This window comes from Pasteurella sp. XG20 (assembly GCF_018968665.1).
Classification (GTDB): Bacteria; Pseudomonadota; Gammaproteobacteria; order Enterobacterales; family Pasteurellaceae; genus Pasteurella; species Pasteurella multocida.
Genome location: NZ_CP076656.1, coordinates 1061091 through 1085128 on the forward strand (window position 1 = coordinate 1061091; position 24038 = coordinate 1085128).

Annotated in this window: 18 protein-coding genes and 1 riboswitch; of the genes, 6 read left to right on the forward strand and 12 right to left on the reverse strand. The window is 40.5% G+C overall.

Features of this window, described 5'->3' with window-relative positions; all coding sequences use genetic code 11:
• Nucleotides 1–72: 72 nt before the first annotated feature.
• From glgA to msrP, 8 genes are all read right to left on the reverse strand, one after another.
• A complete protein-coding gene (glgA, locus tag KPF51_RS04840) occupies nucleotides 73–1515 on the reverse strand; it encodes a glycogen synthase GlgA (protein ID WP_046333160.1) in 1443 nt (480 codons plus the stop codon).
• 79 nt (nucleotides 1516–1594) lie between these two features.
• Nucleotides 1595–2902: a glucose-1-phosphate adenylyltransferase gene (gene glgC, locus KPF51_RS04845; RefSeq protein WP_005722006.1), complete on the reverse strand. Its 1308-nt coding sequence runs from the start codon at nucleotides 2900–2902 to the stop codon at nucleotides 1595–1597.
• A 72-nt stretch (nucleotides 2903–2974) separates the two neighbouring features.
• Nucleotides 2975–4993: a glycogen debranching protein GlgX gene (gene glgX / locus KPF51_RS04850; protein ID WP_061406005.1), complete on the reverse strand. Its 2019-nt coding sequence runs from the start codon at nucleotides 4991–4993 to the stop codon at nucleotides 2975–2977.
• A gap of 43 nt (nucleotides 4994–5036) precedes the next feature.
• Nucleotides 5037–7229 carry a 1,4-alpha-glucan branching protein GlgB gene (gene glgB / locus KPF51_RS04855; protein WP_005726331.1) on the reverse strand — a complete coding sequence of 731 codons (2193 nt, stop codon included), beginning with the start codon at nucleotides 7227–7229 and terminating at the stop codon, nucleotides 5037–5039.
• A gap of 31 nt (nucleotides 7230–7260) precedes the next feature.
• Nucleotides 7261–9354, reverse strand: a complete 2094-nt coding sequence (gene malQ / locus KPF51_RS04860; RefSeq protein ID WP_211599581.1) for a 4-alpha-glucanotransferase — start codon at nucleotides 9352–9354, stop codon at nucleotides 7261–7263.
• Nucleotides 9355–9808: 454 nt separating this feature from the next.
• On the reverse strand, nucleotides 9809–10255 hold the full coding sequence (locus tag KPF51_RS04865) for a YcgN family cysteine cluster protein (protein WP_061406003.1): 447 nt from the start codon (nucleotides 10253–10255) through the stop codon (nucleotides 9809–9811).
• Nucleotides 10256–10355: 100 nt separating this feature from the next.
• Nucleotides 10356–10946 (reverse strand): protein-methionine-sulfoxide reductase heme-binding subunit MsrQ, encoded by a 591-nt coding sequence (msrQ, locus tag KPF51_RS04870; RefSeq protein WP_005726327.1) that lies wholly within the window; start codon nucleotides 10944–10946, stop codon nucleotides 10356–10358.
• Nucleotides 10946–11905, reverse strand: a complete 960-nt coding sequence (msrP, locus tag KPF51_RS04875; RefSeq protein ID WP_061406002.1) for a protein-methionine-sulfoxide reductase catalytic subunit MsrP — start codon at nucleotides 11903–11905, stop codon at nucleotides 10946–10948. The genes msrQ and msrP overlap by 1 nt, the downstream gene beginning before the upstream one ends.
• Before the next feature lie 206 nt (nucleotides 11906–12111).
• Between msrP and KPF51_RS04880 the strand changes: the two genes are divergently transcribed.
• Nucleotides 12112–12432, forward strand: a complete 321-nt coding sequence (locus tag KPF51_RS04880) for an HI1450 family dsDNA-mimic protein (RefSeq protein WP_005721994.1) — start codon at nucleotides 12112–12114, stop codon at nucleotides 12430–12432.
• Between the two features lie 39 nt (nucleotides 12433–12471).
• Here KPF51_RS04880 and thiI read toward each other — a convergent pair whose 3' ends face one another.
• Nucleotides 12472–13914 (reverse strand): tRNA uracil 4-sulfurtransferase ThiI, encoded by a 1443-nt coding sequence (gene thiI, locus KPF51_RS04885; protein ID WP_005753929.1) that lies wholly within the window; start codon nucleotides 13912–13914, stop codon nucleotides 12472–12474.
• Nucleotides 13915–14214: 300 nt separating this feature from the next.
• Here thiI and KPF51_RS04890 point away from each other — a divergent pair, with 300 nt between their 5' ends.
• The 5 genes from KPF51_RS04890 to dxs all read left to right on the forward strand — a co-directional run bounded on the left by KPF51_RS04890 (nucleotide 14215) and on the right by dxs (nucleotide 21216).
• Nucleotides 14215–15330: a NapC/NirT family cytochrome c gene (locus tag KPF51_RS04890; protein ID WP_014325971.1), complete on the forward strand. Its 1116-nt coding sequence runs from the start codon at nucleotides 14215–14217 to the stop codon at nucleotides 15328–15330.
• Between the two features lie 2 nt (nucleotides 15331–15332).
• Nucleotides 15333–15469, forward strand: a riboswitch (molybdenum cofactor riboswitch).
• Between the two features lie 20 nt (nucleotides 15470–15489).
• On the forward strand, nucleotides 15490–17976 hold the full coding sequence (gene torA, locus KPF51_RS04895) for a trimethylamine-N-oxide reductase TorA (protein ID WP_061406001.1): 2487 nt from the start codon (nucleotides 15490–15492) through the stop codon (nucleotides 17974–17976).
• Nucleotides 17977–18153: 177 nt separating this feature from the next.
• Entirely contained in the window at nucleotides 18154–18399 is a 246-nt protein-coding gene (gene xseB / locus KPF51_RS04900) for an exodeoxyribonuclease VII small subunit (protein ID WP_005721990.1), read from the forward strand.
• 18 nt (nucleotides 18400–18417) lie between these two features.
• Nucleotides 18418–19305, forward strand: coding sequence for a (2E,6E)-farnesyl diphosphate synthase (ispA, locus tag KPF51_RS04905; RefSeq protein ID WP_064661120.1), 888 nt, complete (start codon nucleotides 18418–18420; stop codon nucleotides 19303–19305).
• Between the two features lie 66 nt (nucleotides 19306–19371).
• Nucleotides 19372–21216, forward strand: a complete 1845-nt coding sequence (gene dxs / locus KPF51_RS04910) for a 1-deoxy-D-xylulose-5-phosphate synthase (RefSeq protein ID WP_005756428.1) — start codon at nucleotides 19372–19374, stop codon at nucleotides 21214–21216.
• Nucleotides 21217–21322: 106 nt separating this feature from the next.
• On the opposite strand, the gene KPF51_RS04915 is transcribed toward dxs, so the two are convergent.
• From KPF51_RS04915 to KPF51_RS04925, 3 genes are all read right to left on the reverse strand, one after another.
• Nucleotides 21323–21862: a hypothetical protein gene (locus KPF51_RS04915; RefSeq protein WP_005726321.1), complete on the reverse strand. Its 540-nt coding sequence runs from the start codon at nucleotides 21860–21862 to the stop codon at nucleotides 21323–21325.
• Nucleotides 21847–22338 carry a GNAT family N-acetyltransferase gene (locus KPF51_RS04920; RefSeq protein ID WP_061406000.1) on the reverse strand — a complete coding sequence of 164 codons (492 nt, stop codon included), beginning with the start codon at nucleotides 22336–22338 and terminating at the stop codon, nucleotides 21847–21849. The genes KPF51_RS04915 and KPF51_RS04920 overlap by 16 nt, the downstream gene beginning before the upstream one ends.
• Before the next feature lie 99 nt (nucleotides 22339–22437).
• On the reverse strand, nucleotides 22438–23883 hold the full coding sequence (locus KPF51_RS04925; protein WP_005726317.1) for a sodium:alanine symporter family protein: 1446 nt from the start codon (nucleotides 23881–23883) through the stop codon (nucleotides 22438–22440).
• Nucleotides 23884–24038 lie beyond the last annotated feature (155 nt).

The following is a 24038-nucleotide window of genomic DNA, read 5'->3' on the forward strand; positions in this document are numbered from 1 at the left end:
TTGACTAAAAATGCAACAGTTTTTTATCAAAAAAATAACAACAGACCAAAAATTTACACACTTCAATCTATACTAGTTGAACGATAAAAGACGTTGATATAGGGCATGATAACCCGTCGCTGAAATTTGCCAGCTAAAATCTTGTTCCATCGCGACGCTACGCACCGTAAACCAAAGGCGCTGTTTTTGCCATAATGCAAAAGCATTCACTAAGGCTTGGCGTAGTGCCTCACGGTTTGCTTGCTCAAACACAAATCCTGTCGCTAGTCGTGACTTGATGTTTTCTACTGTCGCATTTACCACCGTATCCGCCAAACCACCGGTAGCTCTGACTAACGGTAATGTGCCATATTTCAAACCGTATAACTGTGTTAAGCCACAAGGCTCAAAACGACTTGGCACTAAAATGACGTCACCACCTGCAATCATTAAATGAGATAAGGCTTCATCATAGCCAATTTTCACCGCAATTTGGTGTGGATATTGCTGGGCTAAATGCAAAATACCGGCTTCTAAATGCGGCGATCCTGAACCTAAAATTGTTAATTGCCCACCCTGTTTTACAATTTCTTCGGCACTGTCAATTAACAGATCCACACCCTTTTGCTCTGTTAAACGTGTCACCATCACAAATAATAACGCGTCCGGCTCTTGTGGTAAGTTAAAGTAAGCTTGCAATGCTTCTTTGTTTTTACGTTTACCCGTCATGGCTTTTAATTTGTAATGATGCTCAATGTACGCATCATGATTTGGATGCCAGATTTGATCATCCACACCATTTAAAATCCCAACCAATTTCCCTTGTGAATTTAATGTGGTTAATAGCCCTTGTAAGCCATACCCAAATTCAGGCGTAGTGATTTCTTTTGCATAAGTTGGGCTCACTGCAGTCACCGCATCAGAATAATAAAGTCCTGCTTTTAAGTAAGAAATCTGACCGTGCAATTCCAATCCATCCACATGGAACATGCCAGCAGGTAAACCAATTTCAACTAAATGGTGATAAGCAAATTGTCCTTGATAGGCTAAATTATGAATCGTGAAAACAGATTTAGCAGGGCGACCTTTATTAAACAAATAAGCACTGGCTAATCCGGCATGCCAGTCATGTGCATGCACCACATCCGCATGCCACCAACTGTCTAATCCCGTGGCTAATTCCGCTGCGACCCAGCCTAATAATGCAAAACGTTTATAGTTATCGGCATAATCGTTATACCATTGATCATGGTAAGGATTGCCTTCACGTTGATATAAATGAGGCGCATCAATTAAATACACACCAAGACCTTTATATTCACCATAACGCAACACAATATGCCCTGCAAAATTATCAAATTCACTGACAACAGTCGTCTCAGGAATGCCCGCCTTAATTGCAGGATATGCCGGTAAGACAATACGTGCGTCAATTCCAATCTCTTTTTGTGCAAAAGGTAATGCGCCCATCACATCTGCCAACCCACCGGTTTTTAACAAGGGGTATAACTCCGAGCAAGCATGTAATACTTTCATTTTTTATTCCTTTGAAGATATTGCAAAAGAAAATACGGCGTACGACAAAACACCGTATTTTCTTGGATGCCATACTTAATTAATCAAGATGGGCTTCTGACGCCACTTCTTCACCATTAAGCTTCTTTAACATGGATGGTGTCACCAATACAACACCACCAGAGCTGACTCTAAAACGTTGACGATCAAGTTCTAAATCCACGCCAATTTCCATGCCATCTGGAATCACAGAATGGCGATCAATGATACAACGTTTTAATTTACAGTTTTTACCAATCGTCACTTGTGGTAACACGACGCAGTGATCAATTTGAGAACCTTCATTAATTTTAATCCGGTCAAATAAGACGGAATAACTAATAGATGCATCTGTAATCACGCAACCACCAGAAATCAAGGAATTATCCACTGGACGCGCATTTTCTTTCTTATAGAAGAATTTTGATGGATAGGTTTGTACTGGGTTCCCACGAATTGGCCAACTTTGGTCATAAATATCTAACTGTGGATTTTCACACACTAAGTCAATATTCGATTGCCAGAAACTGTCTAATGTCCCTACATCACGCCAGTAAATTTCCCCTTCAGTGTTGCGTCCCATGCACGAACGGCTAAATGGATGCGCATACAATACGCCTTCTTCTAATGCTTTTGGTAAAATATCTTTACCAAAGTCATGTGAGGTATAAGGTGAACTGACTTCACGTTCTAACACATCATATAGATAATCCGCATCAAACACATAAATCCCCATGGAGGCGAGTGAAGTGTTTGGTTTGCCAACCATCGCTGGTGGATCTTTTGGTTTTTCCACAAATGACTTCACTTTTAAGTTTTCATTCACTGCCATCACACCAAATTCCGTGGCTTTTTCACGTTCAACTTCAATACAACCGACTGTACATTTTGCGCCACTATGAATGTGATCCAATAACATTTGGCTATAATCTTGTTTGTAAATATGATCCCCAGCCAAAATCAGGATATATTTAGGGCAGTAATGATCACGAATGATCGCCATATTTTGATAAACCGCATCGGCCGTACCACGGTACCACGTTGAATCATCAATCTGCTGACGCGCAGGTAACATATCAATAAATTCGCCGCGCTCAGCGGGTAAGAATGACCAACCGTTTTGTAAATGACGTAGCAAAGAATGCGCCGCATATTGTGTCACGACACCAATGCGGTTTAAACCTGAATTTAAGCAATTTGATAATGCAAAATCGATAATCCGACGATTCCCCCCGAAATACAGTGCTGGTTTTGCACGTTTATCCGTCAACTCATACAGGCGAGACCCCCGACCCCCTGCCAGAATTAAGACTAACGTATCTTTCACTAACTCATATTTATTAGGCAATTTTACAATGCTACTATTCATAATGACCTCCATTATTGGGTAACGTTGCACAACCTCATATCAACAACCCTTATTATTGTTTACATATAATTACTACTTATTTAACTGTTGCAACACACCAAAAGTGACATCATCCAACTCGATAAAACCGCCTTGAGTGGTTAAGTTTGTTGCACAATACATAACTTCCCAATCACCTTCTGGTAACGAAAAAGTTTGTAATTTTTGTTTCGCATTAATCAAAAAAAGCCATTTGTTATCTAAAAGCACTTGTAAGGCTTTGCTTTCTTGATTATGCCAATCCGCGATTGTCATTGGCTCCCCTTTTGTATTGAGCCATTGCACATTTACCTCAGACCACCAACAGTCTTGTTGTAAACTCGCTATTTGTTTTCGCAATGCAATCGTTTGCTTAGTCGCATTAAATAATACAGGATTAAAATCTTGCCATTTAAGCCAAGCAATTTCATTATCTTGGCAATAGGCATTATTATTACCAAACTGAGAATTGCCAAATTCGTCCCCCGCAAGGAGCATCGGCGTGCCATTTGCCAAGAGTAAATTCATCAATAAGGCAATGCTACTTAAAAGACGCCCATTTTCTACCGCACTTGGCACATTGTCGATCCCTTCAACACCGTGGTTATAACTGTAATTGTGATTACGCCCATCTCGGTTATTTTCACCATTTGCCCAATTGTGTTTCTCGTTATAACTGACTAAATCACGTAAAGTAAAACCGTCATGTGCGGTAATGAAATTAATCGAATTGTGTACTTGGCGGGTTTGTTGGAATAAATCACTTGACCCCGCTAAACGTTGTGCAAATGCACCACTTTCACCACTCTTCCACAACCAAAAACGCGTCACATCATCACGAAAACGATCATTCCATTCAGCAAAATAAGCGGGGAAGTTACCCATTTGATAGCCAAAATCACCAATATCCCAAGGTTCAGCAATCAATTTGCAGCCTTGTAAGCGAGGTTCTGCTTGAATATCGGCAAATAATTGTGCTTGTGGGTTAAAGCCCCCTTCTCCCTCACGCCCAAGTACTGAACCTAAATCAAAACGAAAACCGTCTACATGGCAAGCCTCAACCCAATAGCATAAACAATCTAGCACCCAACGACGCGTGATCGGCTGTGACAAATTAAGTGTATTACCGCAGCCCGTCCAATTGTGATAATGTCCTTGTGCGTCTTGCCAATAGTAAGTTTCATCATCAATGCCGCGCTGACTGAATGTCGGGAAATACTTTTCTGACTCAGCCGTATGGTTAAACACGACATCCAAAATTACTTCGATACCCGCTTGATGTAATGCTTTAACCATCGTTTTAAACTCATGCAATGCTCCCATACTGCTGTGCTGTGAGCTATAACGAGGTTCTAGCGCAAACATCGCTAATGGGTTATACCCCCAATAATTGGCTAAACCTTTTTCTTGTAAATGCACTTCATCCGATTGATATTGAACTGGTAATAGCTCGACTGCTGTCACGCCTAAATCTTGCAAATACGCAATCATATTAGGATGTGCTAAACCCGCATAAGTCCCTCGCAAGGCTTCAGGTAAATCTTCACGTAGTTGGCTAAAGCCTTTGACATGCATTTCATAAATCACTGTTTGTGCCCAAGGGGTTCGTAGTGGCTTATCTCCTTGCCAATCAAAAGCCTCATCTATAATAACTGCCTTCGGCGCAAGATGTGCGTTATCTCGAGGGTCATTAAGATCAAACCAAGCACGTTTTTCCGCTGTACTCAGATCCGGTTTGCCCACAACCGCTTTAGCATAGGGATCAAGCATCAACTTATTCGGGTTCGCTAAAGTGCGGTCAGTTTTACCCGAAATTCGATAAGCATATTCTGTCCCAACAGACACATCGCTCAACCAAATATGCCAAATCCCATCATCACTTGGCTGTAAATCAACCCGTCGCTCTTGCCCTTCGCTGAACAAACACAACTCAACTCGTCGCGCAGCTTGAGAAAAAAGCGCGAAGTTATAGCCGTCTTGCCCTTCTTCCGTTTGTTTTGAACACCCCAACGGAGAGGGTTTCCCACTTTTTATCGTATTCATTTGTACAACATTATCACTTTGACTACACATTTTGACTGCTTATATACGGAATAGGACAGCCTATCACGCACCGTTATTCCCCTTGATATTTCAAATAAATCGTGGCGAGTGGCGGAATAGATACACAAATTGATTGTGCTCGCGCATGGCTTGGAATCGCTTCACTGCCTACTTCACCGTAATTACCAACATTCGACCCCTGATAAAATGCCGAATCTGTGTTTAAGATTTCCACATAGTTACCCGCCATATTGACACCAAAACGATAATCATGACGTGGTACTGGCGTGAAGTTACTCACGACAATAATTCGCTCTCCGTCTTTACTGCGGCGTTCAAAGGCAAACACCGAGTTTTGACGATCATCAACCACTAACCAGTCAAATCCTTCTGGCGAGCCGTCGAGTTCAAATAACGAGGCATGTTGTTGATAAATATGATTGAGATCTTTCACTAACAATTGCACGCCTTGATGCCATCGCCCACCGTGCTCTTCTTCCAGTAAAAACCAATCGAGGCTTTCTTGATAATTCCATTCGCGCCCTTGCGCAAATTCATTGCCCATAAAGAGCAATTTTTTACCCGGATAGCCCCACATATAACCATAATAAGCGCGCAAGTTAGCAAATTTTTGCCATGCATCACCCGGCATTTTACCGAGTAAAGAACATTTACCGTGTACCACTTCATCGTGGGATAGCGGTAACACAAAATTTTCGCTGTATTGATACACCATACCAAAAGTCATTTGATCGTGGTGATATTGACGATACACAGGATCTTTTTGCATGTAAGACAAGGTGTCATTCATCCAGCCCATATTCCATTTAAAGTGGAATCCTAGCCCCCCTTCTGTGGACGGCTTGGTAACGCCTGCAAAAGATGTCGATTCTTCAGCAATCGAAATCGCGCCTTGTACTTCAGAATCAATTTTCCAGTTAGTGTGTTTTAAAAATTCAATGGCTTCTAAATTTTCACGTCCACCGTATTGGTTTGGAATCCACTCTCCTTCGGCACGGCTATAATCACGATAAATCATCGAAGCAACGGCATCCACCCGAATACCATCCAAGCCAAAACGTTCTAGCCAATAAAGTGCATTACTGGATAAAAAGTTACGCACTTCATTACGTCCATAGTTATAAATTAAGGTATTCCAATCTTGGTGGTAGCCTTCACGCGGATCAGCATGTTCATAAAGCGCCGTGCCATCAAATGCCGCTAAGCCGTGAGTATCACTTGGGAAATGACCGGGTACCCAGTCTAAAATAACATTGATCCCAGCTTGGTGTGCTTTTTCAATTAAACGCTTAAAGCCTTCTGCTGTACCAAACCGACTGGTTGGCGAGTACAGCCCCAAGGGTTGATAGCCCCAAGAACCATCAAATGGAAATTCAGAAATCGGTAAAAATTCAATGTGAGTAAAGCCCATCTCTTTCACATAAGGAATGAGCTCATCGGCGATTTGATCATAATCCAACCAAAAATTATTTTCTAAATTGCGACGCCACGAACCAAGGTGGACTTCATAAATCGAAATGGGTTGATCAAATTGATTCGCTTTACGACGTTGTTCTGTCATTGGCACAATTTCGGGTAACGCGCTAATTTGTGAGGCCGTATCAGGACGCAGTTGTGAACTAAAGGCATAAGGATCCGCTTTTAAGCGTAACTGACCATGACAATCTATCAATTCAAATTTATACAGTTGACCCAATGAGGCTTTCGGTAAAAACAGTTCCCACACACCGCTCTTTTGATGAAAACGCATTGGGTGGCGACGCCCATCCCAATAGTTAAAATCGCCCACAATCGAAACACGTTTTGCATTTGGTGCCCATAAACGGAAATTCACCCCGGACACACCATCACATTCCATAAAATGCGCACCAAGCACTTCATAAGGACGTAAATGCGATCCTTCACTCAACAGCCAATTGTCTAAATCCGCCAGCATCGGATGGAAACGGTAAGGATCTTCAATAAATTGTGATTCAGCGCCCCAAAAAACCTGTAACTGATAGGCAAAAAACGTTCTTGTTTTCGGTATGACCGCGGCAAAGAAACCGCGTTCATCGACGTGCTCTAATTCGCAAACGGCGTTATGCGTTTCCCTGTCAATCACAACCACACGGCTCGCATCCGGCAATAATGCGCGAATTTCAATTCCTTTCTCTGTTTCATGCATCCCTAACACAGAAAATGGGTCTGCATGCGTTCCTTCAAAAAATTGATTGATCACGGAAGGTGAAACTAATTGAACCATAACAAATCCTCAAATTCGACTTTAACTAAATTCATGCATGACGAGCTTGATCAATCGCGCTTAAAAACGCGGTGATATGCTTATCACTAAACATTTGTTCAAGTGTACATGCGAGCTTTTTACGCCAGTTTGGATATTCCCTATCAGTACCGGGTAAATTAAATGAAATTTCTTGGCTTAATATATTTTCCAGTTGTACCCCAATCAATTGAGTACAACTTCTGGCTAAATATTGGTGTAACACATAGTTAAGATGAGCATGCATCGCCATTGATAAGGCATTTCCTTCATAATGAGGGGGCAAATAGCCATCACGATGCAACGTGTCCAATAATGCTTGTTTATCAATCACGCGTTGTTCATATTTTTGTTGCAAGATCTCACCGTCTAGAATGCCGAGTTGATTAAAAAGTTGTAAATCAACACAGTGCCAGAAACTTTGTAACGACGGTACGTCATGCGTGCCAATGGTAGCAAAAGCTTTCACTGGAAATTGTTCACTTGCGGGATATTGACGATTACGTTGCTCAAAATATAAGACAAAGTAAGAAAAAATGTGTAACTGATTTAATTTTGACCGCACTTCATCTGGGACAGTGCCCAAGTCTTCCCCTACAATCAAGCAACGATTGCGTTGGCTTTCTATCGTTAAAATCGCCATTAACGCCTCAAAGGGATAATGGACATACACACCATCGGCTGCGCTTTTTTCTTCGGGAATCAACCATAAACGGAATAACCCCATCACATGGTCAATACGCAAGATCCCAAAATGCTGCATATTACTGCGCAACATATCAATAAAAGGTTGAAAACCACGGCGGGTTAAGATCGCAGGATTATAAGGGGGTAAGTTCCAGTTTTGCCCAACGGGTCCTAAAGGATCCGGCGGCGCCCCTACGGAGGCATTCACAAAGTACAATTCGGGATCAGTCCACACATCCGCACTACCGCGTGAACTATTAACTGCCAAATCACCATAAATCCCCAAATTCATGCCGAGGCGATGACACAATGCTTGAATATCCGTTAATTGTTCTGTCGCTAACCATTGTAACCAAGCGTAAAACTCAATCTCTGCTTGATGCGTTTTGAGTAACGTTTGGCGTTTTGCTGGGCTTAACTGTTGCCATTCACGACGCCAACCTAGCCAGCCAATCTCTTTTTCTGTTGGCATATTTGAGTGCGATTGACGGTCTAATACTTCAAATAAGCCTTGTAACAATAACGGTTCACCTTGCTGTTGCATGAATTGCAAAAAGGCTTGACGGCGTTGAATGATAGAAGTCGATTGACTGCGCTTTGAGAAAGCAAACAATTGTTCAAGTGCATTCTGCTTTAACCACATAACTTGTGCATAATCCACTAATTCTGTTGCTTGTAACTGCTCAAGCAAGTCTTGAATCTCGTCGGAAGCAAACCAATGCTGCACGCTTTTACAGCATTTAAATTCTGGCAATGTGGTCACAGATAAATAAATAGGGTTCAACCAACGACGAGAAGATGAGCTATAAGGGCTCGCCCATTCTGGTACCGCACTATACATCAAATGCAACGGATTAATGCCTATAAAATCCACGCCATACTTCGTCGCCTGTTCAACTAAATACGCTAGGTCTGCAAAATCCCCAATTCCCCAATTCTGCTTCGAGCGTAAGCTATATAATTGAACGTTCAATCCCCATGCTTTTCTTTGCTGTAACACAGGGGGTTGATACGCTGTTTTAGGACTGATCAATAAACGGACAGAATAAGCGTGATTTTCATAAGTGATCCGCAGATGATAATAACCAAACTCAAGTGCAGGTAAGGTGATAACGTCACGCTCAATACAGGATTGTGTCAGAATATGTTTACCCGCTTCATCCATGATTTGGCAAGACAGTGGCGTTTGGTTAACCACAGGAAGACGCGTTAATGCATACTGAATCGGTTCATTTTCAAGAAACACGACAACATCATCAAAATGTAATTGTGCCTCTGATGTGGCTGACGAAGATTTCAATAAATCCGTAAAATAAGTTAACGTCTCTTGGCTGGCGTAAATCAAATTCCCATTAATGTCATAATGAGAGGGCGCAATGCCTTGCTTTTCAGCCTCCCGCCGGATGTATGCAATATCCATTAATAACAACCTAAACTAGACTAATGATTAATAGTTATTCTATCCAAGCAACCTACAAAGGCAATGACTTTTATTTAAATTAGTGATCTTCGTCAAGATAATTTATTTTCAGGATTTGCAAGGTGTTAAGCTAATTTTGAGGACCGAATTGTGCATAAAAAATCCACATCAGAAAAGTGGGTTTGAGTGCAAAGGTTATGATTCAAAAATCAAATGTGACAGTGTGATAAATACAGCGCAAATATTTTTGGTATTGACACGTTTTTTAATCACATAACGTGATTTTACGCCGATAAGGGAAAATAAATCCCCTCATCAAGAGGACATATCAACGTATTTTGTGACTGGACTAACCTATATCTACTGGTTTTCTAATAAGTCGCCATCTCTAGCTCGTCTGCTTATTGAGCTCCTGACTCTCCCGGCGATAATCGCGAATAGAAATAAACAGGTTTTAATGTCCATCAACGACAAACTCAAACCAATCAATGACATCTTTTTCATGAATACCCTGTTTAATCAAAATATTGGCTTTTTTTACAGAATGAGGATCGCCGGAAATCAGCGGATGCCAGTCAAAGAGCGGTTTATTTTCATTTAATAAACGATAAGCACACGTCGGGGAAAGCCAATGAAAATCGGGTAAATTTTTCTTAGTTAGTTTCGTGCAATCAGTTTCTAACTGAAAACGTTTTGCATAATTAGTGCATCTTCCCGTTTCTAAGTCTAAAAGATTACATGCAATGCGAGTGTAATACAGTTTCTTACGTTTACCATGCCCCTCAATGAATTTTCGATAACAACATTTACCACAACCATCGCAGAGTGCTTCCCACTCTGCGTCGCTCATTTCAAGTAAGGTTTTGTGTTTCCAAAAATCAGGTTCAATTGACGCCTTCATCAATTCGTGACACTCTCTAAAACAGATCATAAAAAATAAGTGCGATATTCTACCGCACTTATTTCGTAGATCAATCTTTTCCAGTATGAGCGCTTGTGCCTCATCCTTTTCTTTTTATGAACAAACCGTATAAGGCGTCACACAGTATCATGACAGACAAAATCAAATATAACATAGAAGAAAATGTCACATTTTTGACCGACCAAACGTAATGGATTGCCCCCAAAAGCAACGCATAATAGCCTAATTGATGCAGGTAAAACCACCATTTGCCCATTTTCAGTTTTAAATAAGACCATGAACTGAGCGCCATCAAGGTCAAAATCAAAAAGGCAATAGCCCCAATAATTAGATAACCTCTGTTTACTAACTCTTGCACAAATAAAGAAAAGTCATAGCCTAACTCTAACGCCAAATAAGCATAAACATGTAAGACAACATAAAACCATGCCCATAAGCCTAATGCACGACGTAACACTTGAAGTTGTGGCTGTTTTAATAAATAGAACACCTTGCCCAAGATGAACATGATCAACAAAATAGTGAGCGCACTAAAGCCTAAAAAATGTTGAATTTCTTTAATTGGGTCTGCACCGAGCTGGTTTTCATCACCACTGAGCAAAACCCAAGCTAGCCAAGCAAGTGGACCTAAACAACACACATGAATGATAATTCTGAACAAACTTAACATCAGAAATAAGTCCTTAAATCCAAATCTTGATATAAATGTGCTACCTGTTCAGCATAACCATTAAACAGCAATGTTGGCTGACGTTTCACGCTCAATAAGCCACCAGAACCAATCACGCGCTCACTTGCTTGTGACCAACGTGGATGATCCACTTCGGGATTCACATTAGCATAAAAACCATACTCATGTGGAGCCGCATGATGCCAGGTTGTCATCGGTTGTTCAGATTTAAGCGTAATCTTCACGATGGATTTAATATTCTTAAAGCCATATTTCCAAGGGACGACTAAACGAATCGGGGCTCCATTCTGAGGGGCTAACGTTTTGCCATACAGTCCCACTGATAATAACGTTAAAGGATGCATAGCTTCTGCCATTGTTAACCCTTCTACATAAGGATAAATCAAGCCACCACCAAAAAAGTGATTTTTTTGTCCCGGCATACTGTCTGGATCATACAAGGTTTCAAATTCGACATATTTCGCCTGACTGGTTGGCTGAACTAACGCCAATAACTTATTCAGTTCAAAACCAATCCAAGGAATCACCATCGACCACGCTTCAACACAACGAAAACGGTAGATACGCTCTTCCAATGGTAGCTGCTGCATTAACTGATGCACATCAAATGTCATCGGTTTTTCGACTTCGCCTTCAATGCGCAACGTCCAAGGCTCCGTTTTTAATGCAGAGGCATATTTGGCTGGAGAAGCTTTATCCACCCCAAATTCATAAAAATTGTTATAACCGATCACCTTATTTTCAGGCGTCAACAGCAAGTTTTGCGGATTTTGATCTTTCGCAAAATGTAAGGCTTGACGAGAATCTTGTTTCTCCGCAGCCAATGAGAAACCTGGCAATAATGAAGCTGCCCCCATTAATCCCATACTTTGAATGATTTTACGACGTTCGAAAAAAATATGTTCCGGTGTGACATCATTTTCGTTTAATTTATGCATAGTATTCCCCCAATAAAGACAAGTAATTCGGTCTTTCTTTTTCTGTTTTTTTAATTTAATGGATATGACCATTAGACGATATCAAGCTCACCTTCTTACACAAAATCACATGAAAAAAGAAAGCAACAAACTGGCTGAATTGTCCTAATGTTTATCCCAATTCATGTTATGATGCATTTTTGATTACATGCTTAAAGGAATAAAGAATGACAGAGATAACAAAATTAGATCCCGATGTTGCCATTGACCTTGCTTATGATATCTTCCTTGAAATGGCACCAGAACACCTCGATCCTGCTGATATTTTGCTGTTTAATCTCCAGTTTGAAGAGCGCGGAGGTGTCGAGTTTGTCGAAACCGCGGATGATTGGGAAATGGAAATTGGGGTTTTAATTGATCCGGAAGAATATGCAGAAGTCTGGATTGGCTTAGTGAATGAACAAGATGAAATGGACGATATTTTTGCTAAATTCTTAATTTCTCATCGTGAAGAAGATCGTGAATTCCACGTCGTTTGGAAAAAATAAGTGAAACATGCCGAGTAAACTGCTCGGCATCTTTTTCCCCTATTGACGGAAAACCTTCACATTAGAAAATCCTTGTTCTTTTAGATATAAGGCTTGTAATTTGCTCATTACACCACGCTCACAATATAAAAGGTAATTCTTACTCTGATCCAAATTGGCAAATTGTGAAGATAATTTATAAAATGGCATTAATTGCACATTTTCCATATTGAGTGGCTTTTCATCCGTTTCTTCTGGACTACGAATATCCAAAATTACATCTTGCGCACTCAAAACAGCGACCGTATCTACTGCAACTACTTCTTTTTCAGTCTGTTCGGCAATCTGACGAATATCTAAATATTGTGCATTTTGCACCGCACTTTCTAATACAGCAAAATCAAAATGACGTTCTTCTTGCTCAATCTTCGCTTTAATTGCTTTCACCGTTGGATTTTTCGAAATCACACCACAAAACTCGGGCATCGATTTAGCAATATCATCCGTTCCAATTTCTTTCGCCATTGCGATAATCTGTTCTTTATCGTGGGTGATTAATGGGCGTAGTACTAAGCTCTCTGATGCCTCATCAATTAAGCGTAAATTGGTGAGGGTTTGACTCGACACTTGACCAAGTGCTTCGCCTGTCACGATCGCTTGAATCCCAAAACGCTCGGCAATACGGCTCGCTGCTCGCACCATCATACGTTTTAAGACAACGCCCATCTGCCCGTTATCGACTTTTTCCAAAATTTCGCCGACCACGCCTTCAAAATTGATTGCCACAAAACGAACTTTGTGTGATGCACTATAACGTTGCCAAATATGGTATGCCATTTGTTTCACACCAATTTCATGTGCCGCACCGCCAAGATTAAAGAAGCAATAATGCACACGTGAACCACGTCGAATCAGCATATAACTTGATACACCGGAATCAAAGCCACCTGAAATCAGTGATAATACATCTTCTTGCGTCCCAATCGGATAACCGCCAATGCCAACATGGCGTGCTTTAATCAACATCATGTTGTCATTTTCAATATCAATACGCACGGTGACATCTGGTTTGCTCAGTTGTACTTTGGCACTCGGAATATGTTGATTTAAGCCACCACCGACATAACGTTCAACATCCAAAGAATTAAACGTATGCTTGCCTTTTCGTCTAACCCGTACACAAAATGTTTTGTTCTCAAGACTTGTTCCAATATCTTGCAAAGTCTGTTCAAAAATATCGTGTATCGTTGTAAACGGCTTTTCATCTACTTCTAAAAAGTGATGAATGCCCGGAATACGCCCTAATAATTCAATTAAGTGCGGTCGATTTTCTTCTTTTTTCGAACGAACTTCGATGTAATCCCAATGACGAACCACCGCAATAGTTTCATCATGTTTTGTTAAAATATTACGAATATTCCCAGTTAAGATCTTGACGAATCGTTTACGTACCGATTCACTTTTAATCATAATTTCGGGAAACAGTTTAATCACAAATTTCATAGTTTATTTATTTTCTGTCTTCAAGTTACAAGCGGTGCATTCTATCAGATCTGCCCGAGAATCAAAAATCTTTCATCGACCTAACCCAAAGCTTTATAAAATAATTTATATAACAATAAGAAATAAACCTTTTTACTCAGTAAAAAAGCACTTTTACTACATTTTCCTTCAACTATTTGATTCAAATCAAAAATAATTCTGCCCACGCACCTACAATAGGATAACTCCTTTTAGGTAATTTTGCTGTTTTTATAACATCTTGCTATATAAATAAATATATAACCATTCATGGAGTGGCTTATGTCAAGAATAAAAAAACATTCTCTCCTAACAGTTTTTGCTTTGATGCTTGTGGGTGCGGGTACTTTGTTGGGAGTGCAATATGTGATGCATAAAACTAGCTCACCTGAATTCTGTGTAAGTTGTCATTCAATGCAATTTCCACAGGAAGAATGGGAGACAAGTGTTCATTTTTCCAATCAAAAAGGTATCCGCGCAAATTGTGCTGATTGCCATGTTCCTCCCGAAGGGTGGCATTATGTCAAAGCCAAAGTCTTCGCATTAAAAGACGTATGGTACGAGCTAAAGGGAAAAATACCAGATAGAGACGCTTTCGAAAAACATCGTTATGAAATGGCAAAAAAAGTTTGGGATGAGATGAAAGCGACAAATTCAGCGACCTGTCGTAGTTGCCATAGCTTAGATGCAATGGAAATTTCATTACAATCAAAATCAGCACAAACCATGCATGAATTGGCCAAATCAGATGGACAAACCTGTATTGATTGTCATAAAGGCATTGTCCATTTCTTACCAGATATCCCCGAAGAAATCACTCCAACAACAGTAACTGAAAACAAACCGGTTTTAACGACAGATCATTCTCAACCACTCTATGTAAAAACGATTTCTAGCGCACAAACAACAAAGGGAGGCGAAGTACGTTTAATGCCTTATGCCACATTGACTGAATGGAAAACGGACGAGGGAAAAACTACAGCAACCCTCAAAGGCTGGCAACAAGTAGGCGCTGAATCCATTGTCTATATGGCGCTTGGGAAGCGGATTATTTTGGCATTGTTGGAAGAAGAAGCGAGAGAACAGCTCACGATTACAAAAACAATCCAAGATGAAGTCACCGATTCTGAATGGAAAGAAGTGATGCTTAACATCACTGTACCACAAGATAAATTAACTGCCGATTTAGTTGGGCTCAACCAACTTGGTAATCGATTAAATCAAACTCATTGTAGTGGCTGCCATGCGGTGATTGAAGCAGATCACTATACTGCGAATCAATGGATTGGCGTCGTTAATTCAATGAAAGATCGTACTGCATTAACGGCTGAGGAAGTAAGAGCACTCACGATTTATTTACAACGTAACAGTAAAGATATATCAGGTGCTAGTCATTAAAAATTCATCACTGACGCCGAGCTTGTGAACCTAAGTCAAAAGATATGGTAACAAGCCTGCAATAAGTTCGCTTATGCCATGGATAAACAAGAAATTGATTGTCCACTCATCTTTAGAAAGGTGTCAAAACATTAACGACTTAAATAAGCGAGGCCTTATATGAAAAAAGAGAACAAAGTAGATGTTAAACGTAGAGCGTTTTTAAAAAGCTCCTCTCTTGGTATTGCTGGCGCATCGTTAAGCGGTGGTGTCGTTGGTGCACTTGTGTCACCAAAGGCGATTGCAGCTGACAGTAAAACAATTGTTACTGCTGCCCACTGGGGACCTTTAGGTGTTGTAGTTGAAAATGGCAAAGCCGTTAAATCTGGTCCTGCAATCCTGCCTGCTATTGAAAATGAATTACAATCCGTCGTACCTGATCAACTTTATAGTGAAACACGAATCAAATACCCTATGGTTCGTAAAGGCTATTTAGCGAATCCAGGAAAAAGTGACACGACTCTGCGTGGTCATGATGAATGGGTGCGCGTATCTTGGGATCAGGCTCTTGATTTAATTGATAAAGAATTTAAACGTGTTCGCTCAGAAGGCGGTTTTGAAAATATCTTTGGTGGATCTTATGGTTGGAAAAGCTCAGGTTCACTCCATTCAAGTCGTACATTATTACATCGTTATCTGAATGCAACAGGTGGCTTTGTCGGTCATAAAGGTGACTACTCCACTGGTGCCGCACAAGTTATCATGCCTCATGTACTTGGTACTATTGAAGTTTACGAACAACAAACCAGTTGGGAAACGATTTTAGAAAGTACTGATATCATCGTGCTCTGGTCTGCTAACCCACTGACTACAATGCGTATTGCTTGGACAGTGACAGACCAAAAAGGCATTGAATATTTCAAAAAATATCAAGCCACAGGTAAGCGTATCATTTGTATTGACCCAATCAAAAATGAAACCTGTAAAATGCTGAATGCCGAATGGATTCCAACTAATACAGCAACAGATGTGCCGTTAATGTTAGGAATTGCGCATACCTTAGTGACACAAGACAAACATGATAAAGCCTTCTTGAAAAAATACACTACAGGTTATGCAAAATTCGAAGAATACTTGCTTGGAAAAATTGATGGACAAGCAAAAGATGCCGAATGGGCAAGTAAAATCAGTGGTGTGCCTGTAGAAGTCATCAAGCAACTTGCAAATGACTTTTCATCAAAACGCACGATGCTGATGGGGGGCTGGGGGATGCAACGCCAACGTCACGGTGAACAAACACACTGGATGATGGTCACACTTGCCTCAATGCTAGGGCAAATTGGTTTACCTGGCGGTGGCTTCGGTTTCAGTTATCACTATTCAAATGGTGGTGTACCAACCACAACTGGTGGTGTCATTGGTTCTATGTCGGCAACATTGGATAACGATACCTCAAATACGGGTCAATCTTGGTTATCTAAATCAGCGAAAATCAGTTTCCCACTTGCACGTATTGCAGATGTCTTACTCAATCCAGGGAAAACCATCCAATACAATGGTACCGAAATCACTTATCCTGACATTAAATTAATTTATTGGGCAGGCGGTAACCCATTTGTCCATCATCAAGACACCAATACTTTAGTCAAGGCATGGCAAAAACCCGAAACAATCATTGTGAATGAAATCAACTGGACGCCAACAGCAAGAATGGCAGATATTGTATTACCGATCACGACAAGTTATGAGCGAAATGATTTAACCATGAGTGGTGATTATTCCATGATGCACATTCTGCCGATGAAACAAGTGGTTGAACCGCAATTTGAGGCACGTAATGACTATGATGTCTTTGCTGAATTAGCCAAACGTGCGGGCGTAGAAGATAAATTCACAGAAGGCAAAAGTGAAATGGATTGGTTAAAATATTTCTACCAATCCGCTTTTGATGCCGCACGCAAAAATCGTGTCCTCATACCTAAATTTGAAAAATTCTGGGAAGAAAATAAACCTATTACATTTAGTGCCAGTGAAAAAGCAAAAAAATGGGTTCGTTATGGTGAATTCCGTGAAGATCCATTATTGAATCCACTGGGCACACCTTCTGGTAAAATTGAAATTTACTCCGATACGATTGCGAAGATGAACTATGATGATTGCCGTGGCTATCCTTCTTGGTTTGAACCAGAAGAGTTTGCTGGTAATGTCACTACGGAACATCCATTAGCGCTAGTCACCCCGCATCCTTACTATCGGTTACACAGTCAATTAGCAAATACTTCGCTGCGTCAAAAATACGTCGTGAACGATCGTGAACCTGTGCTGATCCATGTAGAAGATGCAAAAACTCGAGGGATTTCTGACGGTGATATTGTGCGTATTTTCAATAATCGTGGTCAAGTCCTTGCAGGGGCAATTGTCACACCTGATATCATCAAAGGTACTGTCAGCTTATGTGAAGGAGCTTGGTATGACCCATTAGACTTAGGAGTAAGCGAAAAACCTCTATGTAAAAATGGCTGCCCTAATGTCTTGACAATGGACATTGGTACATCAAAACTTGCACAAGGTAACTCTCCAAATACCTGTATTGTGCAAATAGAAAAATTCACAGGTGAAGCACCAGAAGTCACGGTATTTAAACAACCAAAACAAGCGAAAGCATAAAAATGGCATGAAATGCCAAGGAAATAAAACAAAAGTGCGGTCAATTCGACCGCACTTTCTTGTTGATTATCCTATGAACGGGCAAGAAAGTGGGTTGAAAATCCGCAAATAATTTTAACATATGCCCAAAAATACAGTACAATGGTGCCCTTAATGCTTTCGTAAAAAGGATATACAATGGCTAAAAAAAGCACAGAAAAAACCGAATTAGATTTTGAAAATACGCTACAACAGCTAGAAGCCATTGTCACACGTTTAGAAAGTGGTGAACTTCCTTTGGAAAGCGCCTTAGAAGAATTTGAGCGTGGCATTAAGCTTGCCCATTTGGGACAAGAACGTTTACAACAAGCCGAACAACGCATTCAGATTTTATTACAAAAAAGTGACAGCGCGAAATTAAGCGATTACCAAGCGGAAGAATAACAACAATACGAGCATGTTATGTACCAACTTTCACAAGACTTACCCCAACTCCAACAACGTATTAATACTTTTTTAGCGCAACAATTGAATGTGGACAGCAGCCCCTCTCCTCTTGCCGAAGCCATGCGTTACGGTGTGCTCCTTGGTGGTAAACGTATCCGTCCTTTCCTAGTGTATGCAACAGGACGAATGCTCGGCGCAGACTTAAACCAACTCGATTATGCCGCGGCGAGTGTAGAAGCCGTTCATGCCTATTCATTAATTCACGACGATCTCCCTGCGATGGATGATGATCATTTACGTCGTGGACAACCAACTTGCCATATTGCTTTTGATCACGCCACCGCGATTTTAGCTGGTGACGCGTTGCAAGCCTTTGCTTTTGAAATATTAACTCAAGCACCTGCACTGCAAGCAGAGCAAAAACTTGCGTTGGTACAAACGCTAAGTCAAGCAGCTGGTGTAAAAGGAATGTGTTTGGGGCAAAGTCTCGATCTGATTTCTGAGCAAAAACACATTAGCTTAATCGAATTAGAACAAATTCACCGCAATAAAACGGGGGCAATGCTTTCCGCAGCGATTCAGCTTGGGCGAATTTGTTCTCCGCATTTTAAAAATGATACGCTAGCACAACAATTACAACGGTATTCGGAAACCATTGGCTTAGCCTTTCAAGTACAAGACGATATTTTAGATATTGAAGGCGAAAGTGACATTATTGGTAAAACCGTGGGTTCTGATTTATTAGCAGATAAAAGCACCTACCCCAAATTATTAGGCTTAGCGGGTGCCAAACAAAAAGCGCAAGAACTGTATCAAAGCGCAATCGCGGAATTAGAAAGTATTCCTTTTGATACCAGTGCACTTCGTGCTATCGCTGAATTTGTGGTAAATAGAAAAAGTTAAACCGCACAATATACCAAGATCAAAGTGCGGTCAGTTTTTTAATTATTTTGGAATTGACTAACAACTATGCAAAATTATCCTCTGTTATCATTAATTAATTCACCTGAAGATTTACGTTTATTAAGTAAAGAACAACTTCCCCAAATCTGTCAGGAATTACGTGCATATTTATTAGAGTCTGTTAGTCAAAGTAGTGGACATTTGGCATCAGGCTTGGGCACAGTAGAATTAACTGTTGCCTTACACTATGTCTATAAAACCCCCTTTGATCAACTGATTTGGGATGTTGGTCATCAAGCCTATCCACATAAAATCTTAACAGGTCGTCGTGATCAAATGTCCACCATTCGTCAGAAAAATGGTATTCATCCTTTTCCATGGCGTGAAGAAAGCGAATTTGATGTGTTAAGTGTTGGGCATTCTTCTACCTCAATTAGTGCAGGCTTAGGCATTGCCGTTGCCGCACAACGTGAAAATGCGGGACGTAAAACAGTCTGTGTGATTGGTGATGGCGCCATTACCGCAGGAATGGCGTTTGAAGCAATGAATCATGCTGGTGCCTTGCATACCGATATGCTGGTGATTTTGAATGATAACGAAATGTCCATTTCAGAAAATGTCGGGGCGCTAAACAATCATCTCGCCCGCTTATTAACGGGATCATTTTATTCTTCTATCCGTGAAGGGGGTAAAAAAATCCTCTCTGGTATGCCACCGATTAAAGAATTTGTCAAAAAGACTGAAGAACATGTGAAAGGCTTTGTTTCTCCTGTGGGTACCATGTTCGAGCAACTAGGGTTCAACTATATTGGTCCGATTGATGGTCATAACATTGAAGAACTTATCAGCACATTGAAAAATATGCGCGCCTTAAAAGGTCCCCAATTTTTACATATCATGACCAAAAAAGGGAAAGGCTACGCTCCGGCAGAAAAAGACCCAATTGGCTTTCATGGTGTACCTAAATTTGATCATTTAAGTGGTCAATTACCTAAATCAAATACAACGCCAACCTATTCAAAAATTTTTGGTGATTGGCTGTGTGAAATGGCAGAAAACGATCCTAAACTGATCGGCATTACACCAGCTATGCGTGAAGGGTCAGGGATGGTCGAGTTTTCTAACCGTTTTCCACAACAATATTTTGATGTTGCCATTGCTGAACAACATGCCGTCACGTTTGCCGCTGGCTTGGCGATTGGGGGTTATAAACCCGTAGTAGCGATTTATTCCACCTTTTTACAGCGCGCCTACGATCAACTCATTCATGATGTGGCTATTCAAAATCTGCCGGTTTTATTTGCTATTGATCGGGCTGGTGTGGTCGGTGCAGATGGTCAGACTCATCAAGGCGCTTTTGATATTAGCTTTCTGCGCTGTATCCCAAATATGGTGATCATGACACCTAGCGACGAAAATGAGTGTCGTCAAATGCTTTATACTGGTTACAAACTCAATCAACCTGCTGCCGTACGTTATCCACGTGGTAATGCCATTGGTGTTGAACTCACCCCATTAACGATGTTAGCACTCGGTAAATCCAACCTGATTCGTGAAGGCGAAAAAATTGCGATTTTAAATTTTGGCACTTTATTACCTACCGCCATCAACGTGGCAGAAAAATTAAATGCGACAGTAATCGATATGCGTTTTGTTAAACCTATTGATGTTGAGCGTATCCATCAAATTGCACAAACACATGACCTGATTGTGACTTTAGAAGAAAACGTCATTCAAGGTGGGGCTGGCAGTGCCGTTGCTGAAGTCTTACATTCTCAACAACATCAAACAAAATTATTACAACTTGGTTTACCTGATTTCTTTATCCCACAAGGGACACAACAAGAAATTTTAGCGGACTTACATTTAGACGAAGCCGGTATCGAAACACAAATAAAAAATTTTTTATAAAAAATAAAACTTTTTCTGAACTATTTTAAAAATGCTCGGTCTTAGATAATGCTAGTGCACTGCAAATGCAGTCGTCTTTTTAACTTTCTTATGTTAAGACCTCCCGCTACATCTTCTTGGTGTAGCGGTTTTTTCTTTTTTGAGCCTGTAACTTCTTAATTTCACGACACATTACTTTTGTCATCGGTTGAATGGGAGGAAGTAAGATCTCGTTTTGGACAGGCTGATCACATAAGTGTAAATACATTTCATAGACAACTTGCGCATCAACACCATGTGTATTTGGAAAAAAATTTTGTAAGCGATATACTTCCGTGTGTAAACCATAACTTGTCGCCCTTGCAACAACCTTTTCAATCTCCTTGGCATTCCCACCTACGTTACTGAGTACAATACAAACATCGTGCTGCGGGTTTTCAACACAATAGTTTAACGCATCAGCTAATTGTTGTTGTGCCAATTGTTTAGCTTGTTGAAAGCGCTCGACTGTCCAATGGTATTCACCGTTCTCTCGCAAAAAATGATCATTTTCAACATGAAAAAGCACACCCTCTGTAAAATTTTGCTTAAACTCAGCCATTTTTTGCAGGGCAAAGGTACTTTTTCCAGAACCAGAATGCCCGCGGATAATTAAGAGTGTTTGCATATTGAAAAATCCAAAGACAAAATATATTGCTTGCCTCGAATCCCCATTAGCTCACGTTGTGTGTGTTTGAAACCACAAGCAAGATAAAACGCATAGGCACGCTGATTAAGATGATTAACGCCCAGTACAATTTCATGACTACTAGGGAAATGGTGCAATAATAAAGGCATGAGCCTCTGATGAGATAAGGCTTGTTTTGCAATGCCGAGTCCCTGAAAATCAGGGTGAATTGACATCGAGCGTAATAAAACAGCTTGAGGATTATCAGAATATTTTTGCCGATCCTCTCCCTGATCTAACACAAAAAAGCCAACAGGTTCATCATCGGATAATATGCTGAAGGCTTTCCAAGGCTTTTTTGCATTAAGATCGGCAAACCAGACCGAAGGAAGCGCAGTAAATTTAGCTTGTTCTGGCGATAATGAATACGATAATGCACGAAAATGCTGTTGCTGACATTCTACGATCTTAACCATACTTCATTCCCACTCATTTGATTTATTGGCCACAAATTTCATTCAAATTCATCTGCTGAAAAGTGCGGTCAATCATAAAGGAATTTTACGTGTAAGTCATTAAGACCAAATATCGTTATCGACACCACGCTTTGCCAAAGTAGGATGTTGTTCGAGTTTAAATACCGGTTCAACGCCCGCTTTTATTTGCTGTTGATAATCTCTCAGAATTAACCAAACGATAGGTGATAATAATACAATCGCCACCAAGTTAATCATCGCCATGATGGCCATGACTGTATCAGCAAAATTCCACACGATATTGGCATGATTAATGGCACCAAAGTACACAAAAAAGAGAACCATCAAGCGGAAAATAAAAATAAAGAGTGGCTTATTACGTAGAAAACGGATATTGCTTTCCGCATACGCATAGTTACCAATAATGGATGAATACGCAAACAAAAATAAAATGGCTGCCAAGAAATGTAAACCAAAATCACCGACATGATATTGTAACGCATGCTGCGTTAAAGAAATGCCTTTTAATGTTTCATTGCCATAGTTATCCGAAAGTAAAATGATGACTGCAGTACAAGTACATACAATAATCGTATCAACAAAAACACCAAGCATTTGAATTAAGCCTTGACTCGCAGGATGTTTCACATCCGCCGAGGCAGCGGAATTTGGCGCGGATCCCATCCCTGCTTCATTAGAAAATAATCCACGTTTCACCCCCATTAGCATGGCTTTAGAAAAAATGGCACCAAACATACCACCCGCCATAGCACTGAAATCAAAAGCACTCGACACAATCCGTGAAATGACCATCGGAATCGCATGAATATTCATGCCTAAAATAATCACAGCAATAATCAGATAAAATAACGCCATCATGGGGACTAATTTCGCACTCACTGCGCCAATGCGTTTTACGCCACCGAAAATAATGAATGCTGTAATTGCAACTAACACCCAGCCAACATATTGTGCATTCCAATGCCAAGCATTATTGGTTGCTTCGACAATTGCATTCGCTTGTACTGCATTAAAAGCAAAACCAAATGTAAAAATTAAACTGACTGCAAATGCTGCTCCCAAGAGCGGTGCTTTTAATCCTTTGGTAATGTAATAGGCTGGACCGCCACGGTACAAACCACAAGGTTCTTTGACTTTAAATAATTGGGCTAAGGATGACTCAGCAAATGCACTACTCATGCCAATCAGCGCCGTGATCCACATCCAGAACACAGCACCTTCACCACCAATCGCAATTGCTGTTGCGACACCACCGATATTTCCTACGCCAACACGACTGGCTAATCCGGTCGTGAATGCTTGAAATGGCGTTAATGAATTGCCTTCTGCACTTCGACCTGACCACATTTCACGTAAACTGCGTGGTAATAAACGTAATTGCACTAACCCTGTTGTGATTGTAAAAAATAAACCAACACCTAATAATGTCACTATCGTAATGTCCCATAATGGACCATCTACTTTTTCAACAAACCACGTTAAAGCCTGTTCTACTATTGTTTCGAAAGTAGAAAATATGCTCATTATTCCTCCTGAGTTAAAAAGCAAAATTAACAAAGAGCCGTATTCTATTATTTTTTTACGAAAAATGGGGATTTTTATTATCTTTTCATTAAAAAAAGACAAATTAATTAGATAACTTCTAACAAAATGCTATTTTTTTAATCAACAAAAAAATT

Coding starts and splice junctions, on each gene's coding strand:
- xseB (WP_005721990.1), top strand. CDS start 18,154: ATGGCTAAAAAAAGCACAGAAAAAACCGAATTAGATTTTGAAAATACG.
- KPF51_RS04920 (WP_061406000.1), bottom strand. CDS start 22,338: ATGGTTAAGATCGTAGAATGTCAGCAACAGCATTTTCGTGCATTATCG.
- glgX (WP_061406005.1), bottom strand. CDS start 4,993: ATGTGTAGTCAAAGTGATAATGTTGTACAAATGAATACGATAAAAAGT.
- KPF51_RS04865 (WP_061406003.1), bottom strand. CDS start 10,255: ATGAAGGCGTCAATTGAACCTGATTTTTGGAAACACAAAACCTTACTT.
- msrP (WP_061406002.1), bottom strand. CDS start 11,905: ATGCATAAATTAAACGAAAATGATGTCACACCGGAACATATTTTTTTC.
- KPF51_RS04925 (WP_005726317.1), bottom strand. CDS start 23,883: ATGAGCATATTTTCTACTTTCGAAACAATAGTAGAACAGGCTTTAACG.
- KPF51_RS04880 (WP_005721994.1), top strand. CDS start 12,112: ATGACAGAGATAACAAAATTAGATCCCGATGTTGCCATTGACCTTGCT.
- KPF51_RS04915 (WP_005726321.1), bottom strand. CDS start 21,862: ATGCAAACACTCTTAATTATCCGCGGGCATTCTGGTTCTGGAAAAAGT.
- torA (WP_061406001.1), top strand. CDS start 15,490: ATGAAAAAAGAGAACAAAGTAGATGTTAAACGTAGAGCGTTTTTAAAA.
- ispA (WP_064661120.1), top strand. CDS start 18,418: ATGTACCAACTTTCACAAGACTTACCCCAACTCCAACAACGTATTAAT.
- msrQ (WP_005726327.1), bottom strand. CDS start 10,946: ATGTTAAGTTTGTTCAGAATTATCATTCATGTGTGTTGTTTAGGTCCA.
- glgB (WP_005726331.1), bottom strand. CDS start 7,229: ATGGTTCAATTAGTTTCACCTTCCGTGATCAATCAATTTTTTGAAGGA.
- KPF51_RS04890 (WP_014325971.1), top strand. CDS start 14,215: ATGTCAAGAATAAAAAAACATTCTCTCCTAACAGTTTTTGCTTTGATG.
- glgA (WP_046333160.1), bottom strand. CDS start 1,515: ATGAAAGTATTACATGCTTGCTCGGAGTTATACCCCTTGTTAAAAACC.
- thiI (WP_005753929.1), bottom strand. CDS start 13,914: ATGAAATTTGTGATTAAACTGTTTCCCGAAATTATGATTAAAAGTGAA.
- dxs (WP_005756428.1), top strand. CDS start 19,372: ATGCAAAATTATCCTCTGTTATCATTAATTAATTCACCTGAAGATTTA.
- glgC (WP_005722006.1), bottom strand. CDS start 2,902: ATGAATAGTAGCATTGTAAAATTGCCTAATAAATATGAGTTAGTGAAA.
- malQ (WP_211599581.1), bottom strand. CDS start 9,354: ATGGATATTGCATACATCCGGCGGGAGGCTGAAAAGCAAGGCATTGCG.